Here is a 19556-nt window from a genome sequence, read left to right on the forward strand (position 1 = left end):
CTCGGGTCGCGCGGTCGCAGACTGGTCACAGACGTCCGGTGCGCACCGGCGGCAGACCTGTCGAACACCATCAGAAGGTGACGCCGCCATGGAACTGTTCATCGTCATAACGATCATCGCGTTGCTGGCCGCCGCCTCCGCGGCCGGCCTGACCCGCGACAGCCGTGACTCGGCCGACTGGCGGCCGAGTCACCAGGGCGACCGTTGCCCCCGGTGACCGGGTGGGCGACCATCGTCACGGCCGGCCCGGCTGCCGGTCGGTGAGCCGGATGCGGCAGGCTTAGGGGCATGGCTGACGGCTCCTGGTACGACGCCGACATCGACCACGTGATCATCACCGAGGATCAGATTCGCGAGAAGACGGCGGAACTCGCCAAGCAGGTCGCCACCGACCACGCCGACGTGCCGGGTGGGCTGCTGCTGGTCTGCGTGCTCAAGGGCGCGGTCATGTTCATGGCCGACTTCGCCCGGGCGCTCGGCCGGCAGGGCCCACCCGTGGAGCTGGAGTTCATGGCGGTCTCCTCCTACGGGCAGGGCACCACCTCGTCCGGCGTGGTGCGCATCCTCAAGGACCTGGAGCGCGACATCGCCGGCCGGCACGTGCTGGTGGTCGAGGACATCATCGACTCCGGCCTGACCCTGTCCTGGCTGCTGAAGTACCTGGAGTCCCGGTCGGCGGCGAGCGTCGAGGTGGTCGCGCTGTTCCGCAAGCCGGAAGCGGTCAAGGTGCCGGTCCCGGTGCGCTACGTCGGTTTCGACATCCCGACCGAGTTCGTGGTGGGCTACGGCCTCGACTTCGCCGAGCGGTACCGGGAGTTGCCCTACGTCGGGGTGCTCAAGCCCGAGGTGTACGCGCGGTAGTCGCGCCGGTGCACGGCCGGTGGTCGCGCCGGTGCACGGCCGGTGGTCGCCGCGCGGTGTGCGGCCGGTAGCCGTACCGGGTGTCGCCGGGTCTTCCGTCCGGGAAACTCGTCGGGACGTCCAGGCCACTTCCAGAAAACAGCGCTACGGTGTCTGATGGTGCGGGCGAACACCCGTACCGGCGGGGCGGACGCCGCCACCGTACCGGCCAGTCGACAGGCCCACGCCGACCGACCGACCGGGCGCGCGGACACGCGCCGCGCCACCACGGTGTACCGTCGAATGACCGTGGCGTGCGGGTGGCGCCTCGGGGTCGCTAACCAGACGGTCAGAACGTCGATCAGGAGGGTCCGGGCGCCGCGGCGCTCGACATACGTATGGAACGTACGCGTTTCTTCCGCCGGCCGGTGGTCTGGATCATCCTGGTGATCATCGGTGCGATTGCGCTCAGCTCGTTCTTCACCAACGGCCCCAGCTACCACAAGGTGGACACCTCGGTGGCGCTGGAGCGGCTGGAGCAGGGCGGCATCGACAAGGCGATATTCCAGGACCGGGAGCAGACGATCCGGCTCGACCTGGCCGAGCCGGAGCAGTTCGGCGAGACCGAGACCGACCGGATCGAGGCACAGTTCCCGTACGAGGTCGGCGGCGAGATCTGGACCGACGTGCTGGCGGCCAAGGAGGCCGGCCGGATCACCGGCCCGGCCGAGGCCGAGGTCTCGTCGGACAGCATCTTCATCACGCTGCTGGTCAACCTGCTGCCCATCGCCATCCTGGTGATCCTGCTGCTGCTGTTCATGTCGCAGATGCAGGGCGGCGGCTCCCGGGTGCTCAACTTCGGCAAGTCCAAGGCGAAGGTGATCACCAAGGACACCCCGAAGACGACCTTCGCCGACGTCGCCGGCTCCGAGGAGGCGGTCGAGGAGCTGCAGGAGATCAAGGACTTCCTGCAGAACCCGGCGAAGTATCAGGCCCTCGGCGCCAAGATCCCCAAGGGCGTACTGCTGTTCGGCCCACCCGGCACCGGTAAGACCCTGCTGGCCCGCGCGGTCGCCGGCGAGGCCGGAGTGCCGTTCTACTCGATCTCCGGTTCCGACTTCGTCGAGATGTTCGTCGGTGTCGGTGCCAGCCGGGTCCGTGACCTGTTCGAGCAGGCCAAGGCGAACGCCCCGGCGATCGTCTTCGTCGACGAGATCGACGCGGTCGGCCGGCACCGGGGCGCCGGCATGGGCGGCGGCCACGACGAGCGGGAGCAGACCCTCAACCAGCTGCTGGTCGAGATGGACGGGTTCGACACCAAGGGCGGCGTGATCCTGATCGCCGCCACCAACCGGCCCGACATCCTCGACCCGGCGCTGCTGCGGCCCGGCCGGTTCGACCGGCAGATTCCGGTCGACGCCCCCGACATGGAGGGCCGCAAGTCGATCCTGCGGGTGCACGCCCGGGGCAAGCCGTTCGCGCCCGACGTCGACCTGGACGCCGTCGCCCGCCGGACCCCCGGCTTCAGCGGTGCCGACCTGGCCAACGTGATCAACGAGGCGGCGCTGCTGACCGCCCGGCAGGACGCCCGGGCCATCAGCAACGAGGCCCTGGAGGAGTCGATCGACCGGGTGGTCGCCGGCCCACAGCGGCGGACCCGGGTGATGGGCGACAAGGAAAAGAAGATCACCGCGTACCACGAGGGCGGGCACGCGCTGGTCGCCTGGGCGTTGCCGCACGCCGCTCCGGTGCACAAGGTGACGATCCTGTCCCGTGGCCGGTCACTGGGCCACACCCTGGTGCTGCCGACCGAGGACAAGTACACCCAGACCCGTGCCGAGATGATCGACACCCTGGCGTACGCCCTCGGCGGCCGGGCCGCCGAGGAGCTGGTCTTCCACGAGCCCACCACCGGTGCCGGCAACGACATCGAGAAGGCCAGCGCGCTGGCCCGGGCCATGGTCACCCAGTACGGCATGAGCGCCAAGCTCGGTGCGGTCAAGTACGGCACCAACGGCGACGAGCCGTTCCTCGGCCGCACCATGGGCCACGAGCGGGACTACTCCGACTCGGTCGCCGCCGAGATCGACGGCGAGGTCCGGGCGCTGATCGAGCTGGCACACGACGAGGCGTGGGAGATCCTCGTCGAGTACCGCGACGTGCTCGACAACATGGTGCTCGAGCTGATGGAGAAGGAGACCCTCTCCACCGCCGACATGGCGCGGATCTGCGAGCGGGTGGCCAAGCGGCCGCCGATGGCCCCGTTCAACGGCTTCGGCAAGCGGCAGCCGTCGACCGAGCCGCCGGTGCTGACCCCGGCCGAGAAGGAGAACCTCGGCCGGCAGGCCGCCGAGGACGGTGCCCAGGCCATCTTCGGCACCGGCATGTCCGCCAACTCGGACGGCACCCCCTGAGCAGCCAGACTCCGTCCAACGCATCGTCGACCGAACCGGACGACGATGCGTTGGACTATCTCGCCGCCCGCCTGATCAACGGCAAGCTCAACGGCACCCCGATCGAACGCTCCGTCGATCTGGGCCGCATCGAACGCGCCGTACGGGAGATCCTCGTCGCCGTCGGCGAGGACCCGGACCGCGACGGGCTACGCCAGACCCCTGGGCGGGTCGCCCGCGCCTACGCCGAACTGCTGGCCGGCCTGCGGGCCGACGCCGGCCAGGTGCTCACCACGACCTTCGAGGCCAACCACGACGAGCTCGTGCTGATCCGCGACATCGAGGTCATGTCGCTGTGCGAGCACCACATGCTGCCGTTCCGTGGCGTCGCGCACATCGGCTACATCCCGGGCGCCACCGGGCGGATCACCGGGCTGTCGAAGCTGGCCCGGCTGGTCGAGGTCTACGCACGGCGGCTGCAGGTCCAGGAACGGTTGACCGCCCAGATCGCCGACACGCTGATGGCCCGGTTGGAGCCGCGGGGCGTGGTCGCCGTACTGGAGTGCGAGCACATGTGCATGGCGATGCGCGGCATCCAGAAGGCCGGTGCCCGGACCATCACCTCCGCCGTCCGTGGCGTCTTCCAGCGGGACGCCAAGTCGCGGGCCGAGGCGATGAGCCTGATCATCCACAGCTGAGCCAGCTGAGCTCACCGGCGACGGTGCCGGCCGGCGCGTCCCGGCACCGTACGGGGCGCGCCTGTCATCGCAGCAGGGCGACGACGGCCGCGAGGACGAGCGCCAGCAGCAGCGGAGCGGCGCAGACAGCGAGACCGACCAACGGCGTACGGTCCACCTGTCGACCCGGGCCGGCGTAGACGAACCCGACGGCCAGCCAGCCGAGACCGAACGCCACCGCCGGCATGAGCACCCCGCAGCCGAGTACGTAGCGCAGCGGTGCCTGGTCGCCGGCGGCGGCGAACAACGCGATCTGGATCACCACGACGATCATCGCGAACGGCCCGTACACCAGCAGGTTCCGCAGCCACACCGGCGAGCTGCCGCCGGTCGGTGCCGGTCCGGCCAGCGCGGCGGCTGCCCCGTCCATCGCGGCCACGGTCCGCGCCACCGTGGCCTGGCGGGCGGGAGCGCCACCCGATTCGAGCGCGGCCCGCGCCGCGGCCACCTCCTCCGCCGCCGGATCCAGCGCCCCCGGCGGTACGCCGAGCCCGATCAGCTGGTGCCGCTGTGCCGTCAGCCGGTCCGCGATGGCCGCCGCCGCCCCCGGCGCACCGGGAGTCGCCCCCGGTGACGGAACCGCCGGGGCCTGACGCAGCCGGGCGAGTCGCCGGACGGTCGCGGCGTACTCCGCCCAGTCGGCGGACGGGGGCACGGTCACGACGGCACCTCCCCGTACCCGGACACCACGCTGCGGCCGTACGGCACGAAGACCGTGCGCCGGTCGGTCTGGGCGTCGTACAGCAGGCCACGACGGTCTCGGGGACGCCACGGCGGCAGCCGGTCCGGGCCGGCGGTTTCTACGGTCACCGGCACATCGAGCAGCACGATGCCGGCGATCAGCTCCGGGCTCGGCCCGAGGAACGCCACGAACGGGTCCACCCGTTCCCAGCAGGAGAGCAGGTGGACCCCGCGCGCCGGACCGGAATCCAGCAGGTTGCGCAGTCGGGCGGCGGCCGGCCCACCGAGCTCGAGTACGTCGGCCGTCGCGATGACCAGGTAGGCGGGTGTGGATGTGTCGCCGAGCGTCCGCAACACGTCCAGGTCGACGATCTCCGTCGTCAGCCGGCCGTCGACCGCGGCGGCGAGGCTGTCGAGCTGCGGCCGGTCATGCTCGCCGAACGACACGAGGATCAGCCGGCCGGTGCCCGGCTCGTGCTGCCCGGCGAGGCTGGTGACCGCCGTGGTGAGCAGCTCGGCCGTCCGGGTGCGGGAGCCGAAGACGGCCAGGTGCCGCCCGGGGGCGCGTTCGAACCGGAACTCCGCTGCCCGCTCCGGCAGCTCCACCGCCCGACCGAGCCGGCACACCGGCGGTCCGGTGCCGTCGCCCGCAACCGGCGCGTCCGCCGCCAACGTCGGTTCGGCGTACCCGGCGAACACCTGCGGCGGTCTGGCCTGCGGGTCGGCCCGGGACCAGAGTTGCCGCCGCAGCCGGGTCAGCCCCGGCCGGTCCGCGTACGGGTCCGGGAAGCTGACGGTCCGCTCGTGGCCCCGGGTGGCGCCCCGGGGGCCGCCGAGCCCACCGGCGGTGTTCACCACTGCACTGCCCAGCGGCAGGCCGGCCGCCGCGTCGTTGTCCGGCTCCAGCAGCCAGTCACCGCCGGACAACGCCACCCGTACGGGGAAGTGGCCACGCAACGTGTCGTCCTGCCACCAGGGTGCGTCGGCGGCCGGGGCGGTCGGCCCAGCGGTCCCGCTGTCCGTGTCGTCGGCCGGCCGGCCGCCGGTCGAGTCGGCCAGCAGCAGGTGGACGCCGCAGCCGCGACCGCCCCGGGCGATCCGGTCCAGCAGTTCGACGGCGTCGGCGGCGGTGCTACTGGAGCGGTCGAGCAGCGGCCCCGGATCCTTGATGACACAGAGGACACGGCCGATCCGGGCGTGTGCCGCGAGGTCGGCGAACCGGCTGGCGCCGCTGCGGGCAGCCAGCCAGGTGCGCCGTTCCACCTCGGCGGCGAGCAGTCGCAGTACCGACAGCCCGTACTCCGGGTCGGCCTCGACGCCGACCGACGCGACGTGCGGCAACCAGGCCGGCTCGGCAGGGGTCGCGGTGACGCCGGCGAAGGACTCCCCGGGCGACAGGTCCACCAGATGTACGGTCAGCCCGTCCGGCGGGTACCGGACGGCGAGCCCGTACAGGACGTCGACCAGAAAGTCGGCCACCGCGGCCCCGGCCTCGCCGGCGACCAGCCAGTGTGGGGTGACGTCGGTGAAACCCAACGGCACCTGACGGTGGCCGTCGAAACCGGCGACGACCACCAGGCCGTCGGCCGCCGATTCGGTCCAGCACTGGGTGGCCGGGTCGGGCAGGAGTTCGGTGAGCGTCGGGCGGGCCGGGGGACCGGCCGCCGCCAGTTCGGCACTGACCCGGTCGACGAGGTGGTGCGGCGGGTCCGCGTCGAGGTACACCGGCACGGCCAACCCGCCCGGTCGGCCGGGTCCGGCCGACGCGGGATCGCCGAATGCCTCGCCCGGCGGGTCGCCGACCAGTACGTGCGGGTTGCGCAGCCGCACCGTGGTGCTGCGCGGCAGGTCGTCGCGGGTCTGCTCGGCGCTCAACGGCGGCGGTGGCCAACCCGCGACCACCAGGTGCAGACCGTGGTCGGGGCCCGCCTGCGCGAGCCGGGCGATCCGGTCGAGGTCGACACCCTCGGTGTCCTCGGGCAGTGACGCGATCACCAGGACCATGAACCGGCCGTGCCGGTGGTGCCGGGCGACGGTCGGTCGGGCCGGGCGGATCCACTGTTCCGCCTCGGCCAGCACGGACCGCAGCCCGGCGGTCTGGGTGGCCGCCGGGCGCAGGACGCCAGCGTCGATCAGCGCGCCGAACGGAGCCAGTACGTCGCCGGGCACCGTCGCGATGCCGTCCACCGCCCGTACCGTCAGGCGGCGCTGCGGTACGGCGGCCAGCAGCCGGAGCACCAGCGCCCGGAGCAGTCCGGCCACCCGCCTGTCCCGGACGTCGCCGTCGATGGCCAGGTGCCCGGTGCCCAGCAACGGCACGACGACCGGGAAGCGGGCGTCGTCGAGGGGCTGGGCGATCCCGATCCGGACGTATCCGGCCTGGTCCATGTCGCCGAGCGGCAGGGCCGGGGTCTGGGCGTCCAGTGGCGCGCCCCACCAGCCCGGAGCGAGCCGGGCGGCGAGGCTGCGCAACTGTTCGGCGATCTCGTGCTGGCTCGTGCCCGGGTCGACGCTGTCGCGGTCAGCGCCGAGCCGGCCGCCGCCGTGCCGGTCGACTCTGGTAGCCGGATGCTGCCCGGTCAGCGTCAGGGCGGCGACGCCGGCGGCAGCCGAGCGGTGCAGCGCGGCGGCGCGGTCCAGGTCAATGCCCATGTCGACCACCTGCCTACTGCTTGTTCGCCAACCCGATCTGGCGGGTGCCGGTCGAGTCCAGACCTGAGACGGTATCCCAGCGCCCTGGGAGCCGGTCGGCGGCAACCGATGTTTCACGATTGATCGGCACTCGTCGGGGTGCTTCGCCGGATATGTGACCAATGAGGACGCCGCTCCGCTATTCAGTCTCACGTTGTCGACGGATACTGTCGAAGGGTGGAGCAGACGCGACCGGCGACCCCCGTACGCCGGGGCTGGGTGCCCCGGCAGCGGACCGCTCCGGGCGTCATCCCCCCAGCGGTGGTCCCACCCGGTCGCCGGCTCCGCCTCGTGGTGGTCCTGGTCGCCGGTGCCCTCGCCCTGCTCTGCATGGGCGGGGCCGGCGTCGCCTTCGTGCTGTACGCCAACGTCACCACCCCCGACCGCAGCACGCCGGAGACGGCAGCGCTGAGCTTCCTCGACGCGTACCTGTTGCAGCGCGACGATGTCGTTGCCGACCTGCACCTCTGTGAGCAACCGTCGATCGCGCCACTGACCGCCTACCGCTCCGACACCGTCGAGTGGGAGCAGCGTCAGGGCACGCTGTCGGCGATGACGATCGGGCAGTTGACCACCGAGTCCTCGGGACAGGATCGGGCGGTGCTGACCGTGGAGGTGGAACGGAGGATGCCGAACGGGGGGTTGATCACCCGACTGACCGACCGTTGGCGGATCACCACGGTGGACGAGGGCGGCTGGCGGGTCTGCCAGGTCGAGCGGTTGACGTGAGCGCGGCGACGCGTCACTCGGCCCAGACCAGATGCACCGGCAGTTCGATGGTCTCCGGCGGCTGACCGGTCCAGACCCAGCGGTACCACGCCAGCTCGGTGCTGGCCCGCACACAGATGTCGCCGTCGGCACCGGTGTGCAGCTCGGTGACCGCGCGCAGATCACGGCGTTCCGTGCCGTCGTCCATGTGCACGATGCGTCGGCCGGCGAGCGGGCCGGCGTCGACCGCCGGCACCGGGAAGCGGGCCGCCGGGGCGTCCAGCGAGACCAGCCGCGACAGGACGTCGTCACGTGGCGGGGCGGTCAACCGCTCGTCCGGCCGCTCGACCCAGACCCGGTCCGCCGGCACCAACGGCGCGAACACCTCGACGCCCTCGGACTCCGCCCGGTACCACTCCTGCTCCGGTAGCACCGGCACGTAGGTGCGGCTGCGCTGCACGACCTTCTCGTCGCCGCGCAGATCGCCGCGCCAACCGGTCCCGGGCAGCCCGATCAGCACCCGCCGGCCGCGCAGTTCCGCCTCGGCGGCGGCCGGCACCAGGGCCAGCGGCCGGGGCGGCCGGGGGGCCCAGTCCGGCTGATCGGCGAAGGGATCCGGCATCGGTTCCCGGGTCATCGTGGTCCTCCCGCCCGGTCGATCAGCCGCTCTCGCCCAGTGGCGCGCCCCGCTCCCGCATGAAGGGCACCGGGTCGACCGCGCCACGTCGGCTCCGGTCACCGTTGATGTGCACCTCGAAGTGCAGGTGCGGACCGGACGAGTTGCCGCTGGAGCCGACCTTGCCGATCACCTGCCCGGCGTCGACCAGCTCACCGGTGGCGACGTCCGGCTGTTCCACCATGTGACAGTATCTCGTGATCACCTGGTCGGCGTGCAGGATGTCCACGAACCAGCCGCAGCCGCCCTTGCTGGGGGAGCCGTCGACGTCGCAGTCGAGGCGACCGTACTGGTCCGGATCGCACCGCGAGACGATCACCCGGCCCGCCGCCGCTGCCCGGATCAGCACACCCTTGGGCTGCGCGATGTCCACGCCGTTGTGTCCCGGCCGGGCATTGGTGCGGAACCCGGAGCCGACGTTGCCCGGCACCGGCCTGGTCCACCCCGAGGCGGCGATCTCCCCGTCGGCGGCGCAGCGGAGCCCGTCGGGCCCGCTCACCGCGCGGGCCGCGCCGTCGGTGAGTACGTTGACGATCCGGGTGGCGAGGGGTTCGTGCTTGGCGTAGGCGTCCGGGAAGGCGCTGACCTGTACGCGCTGCGCGGCGACGGTCAACGCCATCGTCTCCCAGCCGTCGATGGTGAGGAGCTTGTCGTAGAACTTCCCGGACGAGTACGCCGGGTCCTGCAGCTGTTCGGGGGTGCCCCAACCCTGGCTCGGCCGCTGCTGGAACAGCCCGAGCGAGTCGTGATCGTTGCGGGACCCCAGATTCCCCAGGTTGCGTAGGGCGGACTCCTGCATGGCGGTGGCGACCGCGATCACCCAGCCGCGCGGCGGGACCGACATCTCGGCACCGACGTTGATGATCACCACCGCGTTGGCGATCTGGTCCGGCCCGTACGGCCCGATCCGGGGGGCGCGGTCCGGGTCGACCGGCCCCTCCCGGCCGCAGCCGAACGTGCTGAACAACGTCGACTGGTCGGCATCGTCGCTGAACAGCACGGCACCGATCCCGCCGGTGCAGCACAGCAGCACCATCGTCGCGGTCAGCGCCACGGTGAGGGCGACATGCCGGCCGGCCCGCGACCGGAGGCTGGGCTCGGCGTCGCTCATCCCCGCTCCCAGTCCACCCCGTCGACCAGCCAGATCCCGTCCGGGCCGGTCAGCCGCAGCCGCAGCAGGCCGGAGTCCACGTCGATCACCACCTCGACCAGATTCGTCGCGTACGGGACGACGGCGGGCTCCCCGGTCAACCGCTCCGCCGGCACCACCACCGGGTCCACTCCGACCAGCTTCTCGGCGAGCTCGGCGGTGACGTACGGGCGCAGCCCGCGGTGCCACTGCTCCGGGCCGAGATCGCGCCGGATCCACTCGGTCGCGAACGCCATCGCGACGGTCTGCGGGTCCGGCGCGCCCGGACTGGTCACCGGGTCGGGCGGCGGAGCGACCGACTGGATGCCGTCGTCACCGGCGGTCGGGTCGATGGTCAGCGCCGGTTGTGGACCGGGGTTGCCCAACGGCGGCCGGACGGCACCGTCGCCGGGACCGACCACCTGCCCGATCCCGATCACGCTGACCACGACGACGAGCAGCAGGATCGCCAGCCCGACCCGGGACCGGAAGAGGAACCGGGTCAGGAAGGCGATGACGGCGCGCATCCGGGCTCACCGCGCCTCGGTACGGATCCGTGGCTTCGGCGCCTCGGTGCTCTTCGGCGCGCTGCCCGGCCGGTAGATGGCGTACTGCTGCTGCTCGGCCGGCACGTCCGGGGCCGTCCAGGTCGGGGTGCGGCGCGGTCTGGCCGTCGCCGGTGCCGCCGTGGGCTCCGGCGACGGATCCGGGGCCGATTCGCGACCGTCCGGGCGTTCCCGGGCCGGGGCGGCGGTGCTGTCGGTGCGCGGCTTGTCGGCGGCCGGATCCTCCAGGCGGGCCTCCGGCCGGACGGTGGACTGCTTGACCACCGTGCTCCGGTCACCGCCCTTGGTGCGGACCACGACCTGTTCCGGTTCGCGGGTCTCCCTGGTTTCCCGGAAGTACCGCAGATGCCAGGAGCTGCCGCCACCGGAGCCGCCGCGACCGCCCAGCTCGGTGATCCGCCGGTACGGGCGCAGCAACAGCCAGCCGACCATGCCGCAGAGCCAGATCAGCACCACCTGCAGCCAGCCCGGCAGGGTCGGCGTACTCATGATCAGATCGACGGCGAAGAGGTACACGGCCGCGCCGGTGCCGAAGATCGCGATGTTGAAGATCGCGGCGACGACCGCGTTGCCGAGTCGGCGCATCCCGGCCCCGGCCGGGCGCAGCAGCCCGATGGTGCCGAGGATCGGTGCCGCGACCACCACCCAGCGGAAGAGCAGGAAGCCGAGCAGCACGAGCAGCGACGCCGCCAGGTCGAACATGGCGAACATGACCGCGGCGAAGATGGCGATCAGGCCGGTACCGACCCGGTCCATCTCGCGGATGCCCTGCAGGTGCTCGTACGCCTCCGGATCCTCGGTACGGATCTGTTCGGCCACCTTCATCCACTGCTGGTTCTTGGCCGAGATGATGGCGTCGCGTCGCGCCGGGTCGGCCCGCATCGCCTCGATCTCCACCCAGGTGAAGGCCTGGGCGTCGTACAACGCGAAGCCGTACTTCTGCGCCGTCGGGCTGTCCGCCGACCCGAGCACCCCACGCAGCCAGTTGCGATAGATCATCGACGAGGTGATGGTGTCGCTGGCCCGGACGGCCGGCGGGCGCTGGTCGGCGCAGCGCTGCGCGTCGGCCTCCGGGCACTCCTCTGCCGGGATCTCGACGGCGCGGGGGCCGACCGCTTCGTGCACGACGCCGAGCGTGCTGGTCAGGGCGCCGTCGGCGAGGTTGGCCGAGCGCACCGGCCAGGCGGCGATCGCCGTCACCACCACCATGATCAGGACCGCCCACCCGGCGGTGGTGATCATGTTGCTCATGTCGGACTGTCGGGACCGCCAGATCAGGTAGAGGCCCACCACGCAGAGCGTGATCAGGCCGAAGACGGTGAAGACCTCCTCGTAGATGGCGGTGGTGGCCTGCTCCACCAGGGGGTCGGCCCAGGCGTACATGGTGCCCGGATCCCAGGCGCGTTCGCGGATCGCGTTCGAGGCGCCGATGATGGCCGTGGCCACCATCATCTCGAAGTTGGCGATGCCGTTGAACGCGCTGACGTCGACGTTGGTCACGCTGGACGCGCAGCCGCCGTCGAGGTCGTAGGTGGGGAACCGGTAGCCGGCGTACCCGTAGTTCATGTACAGCCCGCCCGCGCCCTCGGTCTGCTCCGGCTGGGTGGCGAACCAGCCGCCGAAGCCGGAGTCGGGAGCGCTCGGGGCCGGTGGCTTCAGACACTGGGCGCGGGCGGAGCCGACGTCCTCCAGGCGGTCGAGGCAGGCCCGGAAGTCGGCCTGCCACGCCTCCACCGGGCACAGGTTCGTCGGGTCCTGGGCCGGCAACTGGGCGACCGGGGCGATCGGGGCGGCCTGTGCGGCAGACCCCGCAGCCAGGACCGGCCAGGAGACGCTCGCCACGGCGGTGATCAGGACGGCGAGCAGTAGTGCGGTGCACCGGGTCGCGGTCCTCGCCACGTCACACCTCCAGGTCGCTGAGCGCTGATGGCAGTCCTGCCGGTGCCGACTGCGGTGTGCCGGGGGTGGTGTCCAGGTGGTCGAGCAGGCCGTCCACGTACGACACGTCGACCCGGACCTTCTGCACCCGTCCGTCCACGTCGCGCATGATGAACTCCCGGAAGCCGAGGCGGGCCGCCGACGAGCTGTCTACGCTGGACAACGAGGCGAGGGTCGCTTCGTAACCGTCGTCGACTGGGACCCGCAGCAGCCGCAGCGCTTCGGCGGCGATCTCCTCGTCCTCGGCGATGCGTCCGACGAAGACGGTGGAGACCAGGTTCTGAACGTCGAGGCCGAGAATGTCCTTCGGGTTCTGCGAGGAGACCAACGCCGCGAGGTTCCACTTGCGGGAGTCCCTGGCCAGGCGGACCAGGAAGGACCGGCCGGACCGCCAGCCCTCCATGAAGTGCGCCTCGTCGAGGCCGACCAGTTTGCGCGACGACATCGAGCCGCCGTAGCAGCGCCGTACGGCGAGCCGGTGCGCGGTGTGCAGCATCGGCAGCGCCAACGCCTCCTCCGCCGACCAGTACTCGCGTTCGATTTTGAGGTCCGGCAGCCGCAGCCCGGCCATGGTGATCACGGTCAACGCGGCGTCGGCACCGAGCAGCCCGGGCGACGGGGAGCCGAAGAACAGCAGCGCCAGCGGCATCTCGGCGGTGTCCAGCAGCAGGTTCGCCAGCTCCCGGCCGTCCTCGTCGATGCCGTTGAGGCAGGCGACGACGTTGTCGAGGGTCGAGGTCTCCTCGGCGGGGACCTGCCGGACCGCGTGCCGCAGCAGGGTGGCGGTCGACGACTCCCGGGCCACCTGTGGTGGCACCAGCATCATGCAGATGTCCTGGACCAGCATGCGCCGTTCGGCCCGTGCGTTGGAGACGGCGATCTCGTACTCGCGGTCGCCGGCGGCACCGGTCGCGAACTCCGCCCGGACCGGGGTCGGGATCAGCGAGTACGGCGCCAACGTCCCCTGTTCGGAGCCGGTCAGGTTGAGCACCCGTGAGTACGGCCGCAGCTCCGGCATGGCGCAGAGCCGGGCGAGCGGCCCGGACGGGTCGAGCAGCGTCACCTGGACGCCCCGGCGGGCAGCCAGGTATCCGAGGGCGCCGAGCAGGGTCGACTTGCCACCGCCGGGCTCGGCGACGAAGACGGCGAGCCCGGACCGTTCCCGGACCTCCATCGGGAAGTGCAGGTCGAGGAAGACGGGTCGGCGGCAGGTGCCGGCGGTCCGCCCGATCAGGTCGCCACGGCGGTCGCCGACGGTCGACGCCGCCTGCGGCAGCGCGGCGGCGAGCAGCTTCACCGGCATCCGTCGGATGTAGCCGGTGTTGGCCACCGGTTCGCCGGGGATGAACTCGCGGGCGAGCCAGTCCTGGTTCTTCGGATGCTGCAGCGAGATCCGCATCTCACGGGAGTAGAGCTGGATGAGTCGGCGGGCGCGTTCCAGGCACTCCTCCCGGGTACGGCCGCCGACCGCGATGCGGTGCCAGCCGTGCGCCCGGGCGGACTCGACGGGCAGCCCGGTGGTCATCTCGTCGCCGATGTTGAGCGCCCGTTTCGCCAGGCGCTCCAGCTCCGGCGGGGCGTCGATGCCGTGTTCGGCGTAGTCGAGCTGCTGCGACCGGATCATGCGGAGCCGGTGTTCCAGGTTGCGGAACGAGTCGGTCGGGCCGAGCAGGTCGATCCGGGAGGAGATCTCCATCGGCCAGGGCAGCCGCTCGTGGAAGTGCATCCACGGCTCGTGCCGTTCGGGGATCTCCAGCGGTTCCATCCGGCCCACGGCCAGCACGGCGACGTGACGTTCCTCGCCGCTCATCCGGTTGACCAGCTTGAGCGTCGAGCCGTACGGGGTGCGGTAGCGCTCGATCTGCTCGGTGAGGGCGAGCAGATCGCCGCGGTCCCAGTTGCCGTCGCGGACCGGCGAGAGCATCGTCGGTGGGGTCATGCACAGGGCGACCGACCGGTAGAGCAACCATTCGAGTTCGCCGGCGGTCACCCGCCGGCCGCGCATGCCGAAGGCGCCGAGGACCTCGTCGAACTGGTCGACCATCCGGCTGAGCCGACGGCGTTCGCTCTCCGCGACGCCCCGGCCGAACAACCGCAGCACCCGCTCGGAGAGCGAGTCGCCGAGGGACCGCCGAGCGAAGGTGATGCCCAGGTAGGTCTGGCCTTCGGCGTGGTTGACCGACATCAGGTGCCGTTGGGCGGCGACCAGGTGGTCGGCCCAGGAGGCGGCTCCGTCGACGGCGGGCAGCGGGTGGGCGGTGAGCCCGTCGATGGTCCGGGCCCATTCGTCGGCGGGGAACGGCCGGGTGGTGCGGCGCAGGTGCAGCCGGAAGCCGGCGAGTCCGGCGTACTGCTCGGAGATCGCCGACAGCAGCACCTCCCGTTCGGCGTCGGGCCGGAAGGCCCAGCGCACCTCCGGGAGCCAGTACCAGGCGGTGACGGTGTTCGGGGTGAAGGTCAGGTGGCCGGCGATCTCGGTGATCGCGAGTTCGGCGGCGGGGTCGCGGTCGGTGAACTTGACCTTCGGGGGCCGTACCGGGACCGGCTTGATCGGCTTGTCGGACCGGGAGGTCTCGGCCTTGGGCCGCCGTCGTGGTCGCTTGCCGCCGGTGGTGGCCGGCGCGACACCGGCACCGGCTGCGGGGTCGGCCGCGCTGTCGACCGCCGCCCTGGCGGCTGCGGCGGCGTCCCGGTCGCCTCCGCCGGCGGCGGGGTCGCCTCGGCCGGCGGCGGCTGCGGGGGCGGGTCGGCCGGCTGCGGGGTCGCCTCGGCCGGCGGTGTCCCAGCCGGTCGGCGGCGGGCCGGGGATGTCGCCGGGCGCGACCGGGTCCGGCGAGGTCCGGGTCCGCGGTGCCGGGCGGTCCGGTGGCGTCGTCCGTGCCGTCGTCGCGGGGCGTGCGTCGGGGTGCGGGTGTCCCGTGCGGTCCGCCGGGGCGGAGCCGGGCCCGTGCGGTGCCGCCGGCTCCGTCGCCGGGACGGCCTCTGTCGCGGTACGGGGAGGTGGTGCCGCGCTCCGCCGCCGGGTCGCCGGGTCGGGGTGGTCGGCGGTCGGGCCGGTCAGGGCGGTGCCGATCCCGTCCGGTGGGGCTTCGGCGGGCCCGGAGCGGGCCGGCGGCGCCTGGGCGGGCCCGGAGCGGGCCGGCGGTGCGATGGCGCCGGGCGGGGCCTGCGGTGGGATCGCGGCGGGTCGCGCCGGGGGCTCGATGGCACTGGGTCGGTTCGGCGGTTCGATGGCGGTGGGCCGGGTGGGAGGCTGGATGGCCGGCCGGTGCCGCTGCGTGCTGGGGGTGGTGCCGGAGAAGAGGTCGAGGAAGGGCGAGTCGATGTCGCTGTGGTCGGTGGCACCGGAGGCCCGGGGGGTCGGCACCGGATGGTGCGGCGAGGTCGGCGTGGCCGGCCCGGAGGCGGTGCGGCCGGCGCGGGGGCCGCGGGTTGCCGACGGGGTCTGGAAGACCGCGACCGCGCCGTGGCTCGGGCTGGTGACGAGTTCGGTCTCGGGGGCCTCGTCCGAGTCGGTGCTGCGGTAGTCGTGTGATCGCTTACCGTTACCACCGTTGTCGGCCGGCTGACCTGCCGGGCGGGGGCCGCCCGGCGGGAATGATCGACTCATGCCATCGCCTCGCACGCGTGGCTGCCGGAGTGGGTGCGGGCCGGCGTCCGGATGCCGGTGCAGGTCATGCCAACTCCTCCCGGATCCTGATGTGGCTGGCGATCAGGCGTGGGTCCCGCTGCTCGGTCGCCGGTTCCCGGGTCCGGCGCCAGTCCGTGAGGGCGGTGCGCACGACCATCCGGGCCGGCCGGTCCGGGTCGACGTACCGGAAGATGAAGGAGGTCGTGACGATCGCGAGCGCGATCTCCCAGGCGGGGAAGAGTTCCACGTTGAAGGTGAACGCCCAGTGGACGAACATGTAGAACGGAACAAGTAGGATGAAAACCCCGTACTGGGCGTACGGCAGGTGGATCGGCAGCGTGTAGCCCGGCGGGCCCAGGTAGACCAACCGGGCCCGGTAGATGTCGTCGTCGGTGCGCAGCCGCATCTCGTGCTCCGCGCTCTATTCGAACATCAGGTTGATGAGGTAGTCGCCGACGAAGAACAGGGTCGCGGCACCGGCGATGAACGCCAGACCGACGATCGCGATCGCGGAGCTGGTCAGCACCTTGGAGATCTCGCCCTTGCTGGCCCGGCCGATGAAGATCACGCCCAGTACGGCCAGCAGGATCGGGGCGACCTTGCTGGCGAGGAACGAGACGACGCCCTCGGTGTTGAAACCGGTCGGCGTGTCCGGCTCGCCGGTCGGCGCGGCCAGCAGCGACAGCGTGTCGACGGCGGAGACCACGCTGGCGTGGACCGCTTCGACGAGCGTCGTTTCGATCATGGGAACCTCCGGTGTGCGGCCGGCAGAGCCGGGGCACTGCAGTTGTCACACCTTGTGGGCGTCGTGGGTCGAGCCGCGAAGGTCGACCCTATGTCCGACGATCACTGCGTACGGTCACGACGTCTGGGCACTTTGTCCAACTTCGGCCCTTCTTCTCAACCTTCGCCCCCACTGGCCCCCGGCAACTGCAAAGCGTACGGGCCACCCTTGTCTGGTACAAGCTGCGTGGAACCAGACCGACAGCGCCGCCCGCGACCGTTGTCTCATTCGAGGGTACCCACCGCGCCCGGTCGCGTCCGGCCACGAAGTGCGCCGGTACCGTCTACCCGTGACAGATCTACTACGCCCGGCCAGGCCGGTCGTGATGGGCGTCCTGAACGTCACGCCCGACTCCTTCTCCGACGGCGGGCGGTACGCCGACCTCGACGCCGCCGTCGCGCACGGGGTCCGGCTGCACCGCGACGGCGCGGACCTGGTCGACGTCGGCGGCGAGTCCACCCGGCCCGGAGCACAGCGGGTCGACCCGGAGACCGAGGTGGCCCGGGTAATACCGGTCATCCGCGAGCTGGCCGCCGCTGGCGTACCGATGAGCATCGACACCACCCGGGCCCGGGTGGCCGACGCCGCGCTCGCCGCCGGGGTGAGCGTGGTCAACGACGTCTCCGGTGGCCTGGCCGACCCGGCGATGGGCGCCGTGGTCGCGGCCGCCGGCTGCCAGTGGATCCTGATGCACTGGCGGGGCCACTCCGACCGGATGCAGGACCTGGCCGACTACCGCGACGTGGTCGCCGAGGTCCGTGCGGAACTCGCCGCGCGGGTCGACGCCGCGCTCGCCGCCGGGGTGGCCGCCGAGCGGATCGTCGTCGACCCCGGCCTCGGCTTCGCCAAACGTCCGGAACACAACTGGCAGCTCACCGTCCACCTGGGTGAGCTGCTCCGCCTCGGCTATCCGCTGCTCTTCGCCGCCAGTCGCAAGTCCTACCTGGGGCGGCTGCTCGCCGATCCGGACGGCACGCCCCGCCCGGTGGACCAGCGGGCCGCCGCGACCACCGCGACCAGCCTGCTGGCCGTCGCCGCCGGTGCCTGGGGGGTCCGCGTGCACGATGTGCGGGACACCGTCGACGCGCTCGCCGTCTGGCAGGCCAGCGGTCGTCCCGCGCTCACCACCCGGCCCCCGCAGCCGACGACGGCTCCGAGTCACCGACCCGACCACCGGAGCCGGCCCACTGAACCGATCACGGGAGCCGACGATGACTGACCGGATCCAGCTCACCGGGCTGCGGGCCCGTGGCCGGCACGGCGTCTACCCGCAGGAGCGGGCGGCCGGCCAGGACTTCGTCGTGGACGTCGTACTCGAACTGGACCTCGCCCCGGCGGTCCGGACGGACCAGGTCGAGCAGACCGTGCACTACGGTGACCTCGCCGGCCAGCTCGTCGCCGTCGTGGCCGGCGAGCCGGTGAACCTGATCGAGACGCTGGCCGACCGGCTCGCGGCGGTCTGCCTGGCCGACCCCCGGGTCCGGAGCGCGACGGTCACCGTCCACAAGCCGCAGGCACCGATCCCGCACGAGTTCGCCGACGTCGCGGTCACCCTCACCCGGAGCCGGTCGTGACCCGGGCGGTGCTCGCCCTGGGCAGCAACCTCGGCGACCGGTACGCGCGGTTGCGCGACGCGGTGCGGGCGCTCGACGACGTACTGCTGGTGGTGTCGGGGGTGTACGAGAACCCGCCGTGGGGTGATCCCGCGCAGCCGGACTACCTGAACGCGGTCGTCCTCGTCGCCGACCCGGCTGCCGCTGCCGTCGACTGGCTGGACCGCTGCCGCGCCCTGGAGCAGGCCGCCGGGCGGGTGCGCGAGGCGGACCGGCCGTACGGACCCCGCAGCCTCGACGTGGACGTCGTCGCCGTCTGGTCCGCCGACGGTTCGCCGGTGCACAGCGACGACCCGGAGCTGGTTCTGCCGCATCCCCGCGCCCACCTGCGGGCCTTCGTGCTGCGTCCGTGGATCGACATCGCGCCGTACGGGCAGCTGCCGGGACACGGCTGGCTGACCGACCTGCTCGGTCGGGAACCCGTCGCGAGTGACCTGCGCGATCTGCGCCCGCGTCCGGATCTGCCGCTAGAGTCGGCACAGTGAAGGTGCGTCTGTCGATCGCTGTGCCGGTGCTGCCGTGACCGGGCCCGGGGTCAGTCCGCGTGGCCGGGGGCCGGACGAGCCACGGATGGAACCCACCCGGGCCTCGACGCTCGTGGTGGCGGCGTTGGCGGCGGCCGCCGTCGGGTGGTGGGTGATCAGCACCTGGTACGTACGGATGCCGGTCTTCCCGTGGTTACCCTCTGTGACGCTGGCGGCTCTGGCGGTACTCGAGGGGTACGCGGCGATCAACACCCGCGCCCGCATCGACCGCCGGCCGGGCCAGGATCCGGTCAACCCCCTGCTGGTCGCCAGGTTCGTGGTGCTGGCCAAGGCGTCGGCGCTCGCCGGAGCGATCTTCGCCGGCTTCTACGCGGGGCTGGTGCTGTGGCTGTTCATCCAGCAGACCCGGGCGGCGGACAACGATCTGCCTGCGGCCGTCAGTGGCCTCGCCGCGTCGCTCGCGCTGGTGGCGGCCGCCGTCTGGCTCGAACGCGCCTGCCGGGTGCCGGACCAGCCGGAGGATTCCGACACCCCGGAACCGCCCGTCGGCTGAGCCGTCGTCGGCTGCCGCCCGCACCGGTTCCGGTGGTCGCCTGCGCACACGGGGGGTGACGGCCGTACCCGGTCGCGGGTACGGTGCCAGCGACCGGTACCGCTCGACGCGCCACCGCGCCTGCCGCACTG

General features: G+C 72.4%; 18 protein-coding genes. 9 read left to right on the top strand and 9 right to left on the bottom strand.

Translation table 11 applies throughout. The features are described from left to right. Positions 1-88 precede the first annotated feature (88 nt). The 4 genes from O7623_RS23270 to folE all read left to right on the top strand — a co-directional run bounded on the left by O7623_RS23270 (position 89) and on the right by folE (position 3931). Complete coding sequence (locus O7623_RS23270) at positions 89-217, top strand: hypothetical protein (RefSeq protein WP_282225125.1); 129 nt, start codon at positions 89-91, stop codon at positions 215-217. Positions 218-288: 71 nt separating this feature from the next. Then, positions 289-861 carry a hypoxanthine phosphoribosyltransferase gene (gene hpt / locus O7623_RS23275; protein WP_282225126.1) on the top strand — a complete coding sequence of 191 codons (573 nt, stop codon included), beginning with the start codon at positions 289-291 and terminating at the stop codon, positions 859-861. A 377-nt stretch (positions 862-1238) separates the two neighbouring features. Next, the gene (gene ftsH, locus O7623_RS23280; protein WP_282225127.1) at positions 1239-3254 is read left to right on the top strand and encodes an ATP-dependent zinc metalloprotease FtsH; all 2016 of its coding nucleotides are present in this window, start codon (positions 1239-1241) and stop codon (positions 3252-3254) included. A 50-nt stretch (positions 3255-3304) separates the two neighbouring features. Next, positions 3305-3931, top strand: coding sequence for a GTP cyclohydrolase I FolE (folE, locus tag O7623_RS23285; RefSeq protein ID WP_282225128.1), 627 nt, complete (start codon positions 3305-3307; stop codon positions 3929-3931). A gap of 64 nt (positions 3932-3995) precedes the next feature. Here the strand turns inward: folE and O7623_RS23290 are convergent, their stop codons facing one another. Further along, complete coding sequence (locus O7623_RS23290; RefSeq protein WP_282225129.1) at positions 3996-4631, bottom strand: hypothetical protein; 636 nt, start codon at positions 4629-4631, stop codon at positions 3996-3998. Then, positions 4628-7303 (bottom strand): FtsK/SpoIIIE domain-containing protein, encoded by a 2676-nt coding sequence (locus O7623_RS23295; RefSeq protein WP_282225130.1) that lies wholly within the window; start codon positions 7301-7303, stop codon positions 4628-4630. Before O7623_RS23295 ends, O7623_RS23290 begins: the two co-directional genes overlap by 4 nt. 216 nt (positions 7304-7519) lie before the next feature. Between O7623_RS23295 and O7623_RS23300 the strand changes: the two genes are divergently transcribed. After that, entirely contained in the window at positions 7520-8071 is a 552-nt protein-coding gene (locus O7623_RS23300) for a hypothetical protein (RefSeq protein ID WP_282225131.1), read from the top strand. Between the two features lie 13 nt (positions 8072-8084). Here the strand turns inward: O7623_RS23300 and O7623_RS23305 are convergent, their stop codons facing one another. The 7 genes from O7623_RS23305 to O7623_RS23335 all read right to left on the bottom strand — a co-directional run bounded on the left by O7623_RS23305 (position 8085) and on the right by O7623_RS23335 (position 16735). Next, positions 8085-8687, bottom strand: coding sequence for a hypothetical protein (locus O7623_RS23305; RefSeq protein ID WP_282225132.1), 603 nt, complete (start codon positions 8685-8687; stop codon positions 8085-8087). Positions 8688-8709: 22 nt separating this feature from the next. Then, the gene (locus O7623_RS23310; protein WP_282225133.1) at positions 8710-9837 is read right to left on the bottom strand and encodes a M23 family metallopeptidase; all 1128 of its coding nucleotides are present in this window, start codon (positions 9835-9837) and stop codon (positions 8710-8712) included. Then, positions 9834-10382, bottom strand: a complete 549-nt coding sequence (locus O7623_RS23315; protein ID WP_282225134.1) for a hypothetical protein — start codon at positions 10380-10382, stop codon at positions 9834-9836. Before O7623_RS23315 ends, O7623_RS23310 begins: the two co-directional genes overlap by 4 nt. A gap of 6 nt (positions 10383-10388) precedes the next feature. Further along, on the bottom strand, positions 10389-12320 hold the full coding sequence (locus O7623_RS23320) for an MFS transporter (RefSeq protein WP_282225135.1): 1932 nt from the start codon (positions 12318-12320) through the stop codon (positions 10389-10391). Position 12321: 1 nt separating this feature from the next. Beyond that, positions 12322-15969, bottom strand: coding sequence for an ATP-binding protein (locus tag O7623_RS23325; RefSeq protein WP_282225136.1), 3648 nt, complete (start codon positions 15967-15969; stop codon positions 12322-12324). 64 nt (positions 15970-16033) lie between these two features. Continuing rightward, positions 16034-16396, bottom strand: coding sequence for a hypothetical protein (locus O7623_RS23330; RefSeq protein ID WP_282225137.1), 363 nt, complete (start codon positions 16394-16396; stop codon positions 16034-16036). 15 nt (positions 16397-16411) lie between these two features. Next, positions 16412-16735: a hypothetical protein gene (locus tag O7623_RS23335; protein WP_282225138.1), complete on the bottom strand. Its 324-nt coding sequence runs from the start codon at positions 16733-16735 to the stop codon at positions 16412-16414. 328 nt (positions 16736-17063) lie between these two features. Here O7623_RS23335 and folP point away from each other — a divergent pair, with 328 nt between their 5' ends. From folP to O7623_RS23355, 4 genes are all read left to right on the top strand, one after another. Further along, positions 17064-17993 carry a dihydropteroate synthase gene (gene folP, locus O7623_RS23340; protein ID WP_282225139.1) on the top strand — a complete coding sequence of 310 codons (930 nt, stop codon included), beginning with the start codon at positions 17064-17066 and terminating at the stop codon, positions 17991-17993. Beyond that, a complete protein-coding gene (folB, locus tag O7623_RS23345) occupies positions 17986-18348 on the top strand; it encodes a dihydroneopterin aldolase (RefSeq protein WP_282225140.1) in 363 nt (120 codons plus the stop codon). Before folP ends, folB begins: the two co-directional genes overlap by 8 nt. Continuing rightward, positions 18345-18872 (top strand): 2-amino-4-hydroxy-6-hydroxymethyldihydropteridine diphosphokinase, encoded by a 528-nt coding sequence (gene folK, locus O7623_RS23350; protein WP_282225141.1) that lies wholly within the window; start codon positions 18345-18347, stop codon positions 18870-18872. Before folB ends, folK begins: the two co-directional genes overlap by 4 nt. A gap of 85 nt (positions 18873-18957) precedes the next feature. Continuing rightward, positions 18958-19425, top strand: a complete 468-nt coding sequence (locus O7623_RS23355; protein WP_282225142.1) for a DUF3180 domain-containing protein — start codon at positions 18958-18960, stop codon at positions 19423-19425. Positions 19426-19556 lie beyond the last annotated feature (131 nt).

It is taken from the genome of Solwaraspora sp. WMMD791, assembly GCF_029581195.1.
In the GTDB taxonomy this organism is placed as follows: domain Bacteria; phylum Actinomycetota; class Actinomycetes; order Mycobacteriales; family Micromonosporaceae; genus Micromonospora_E.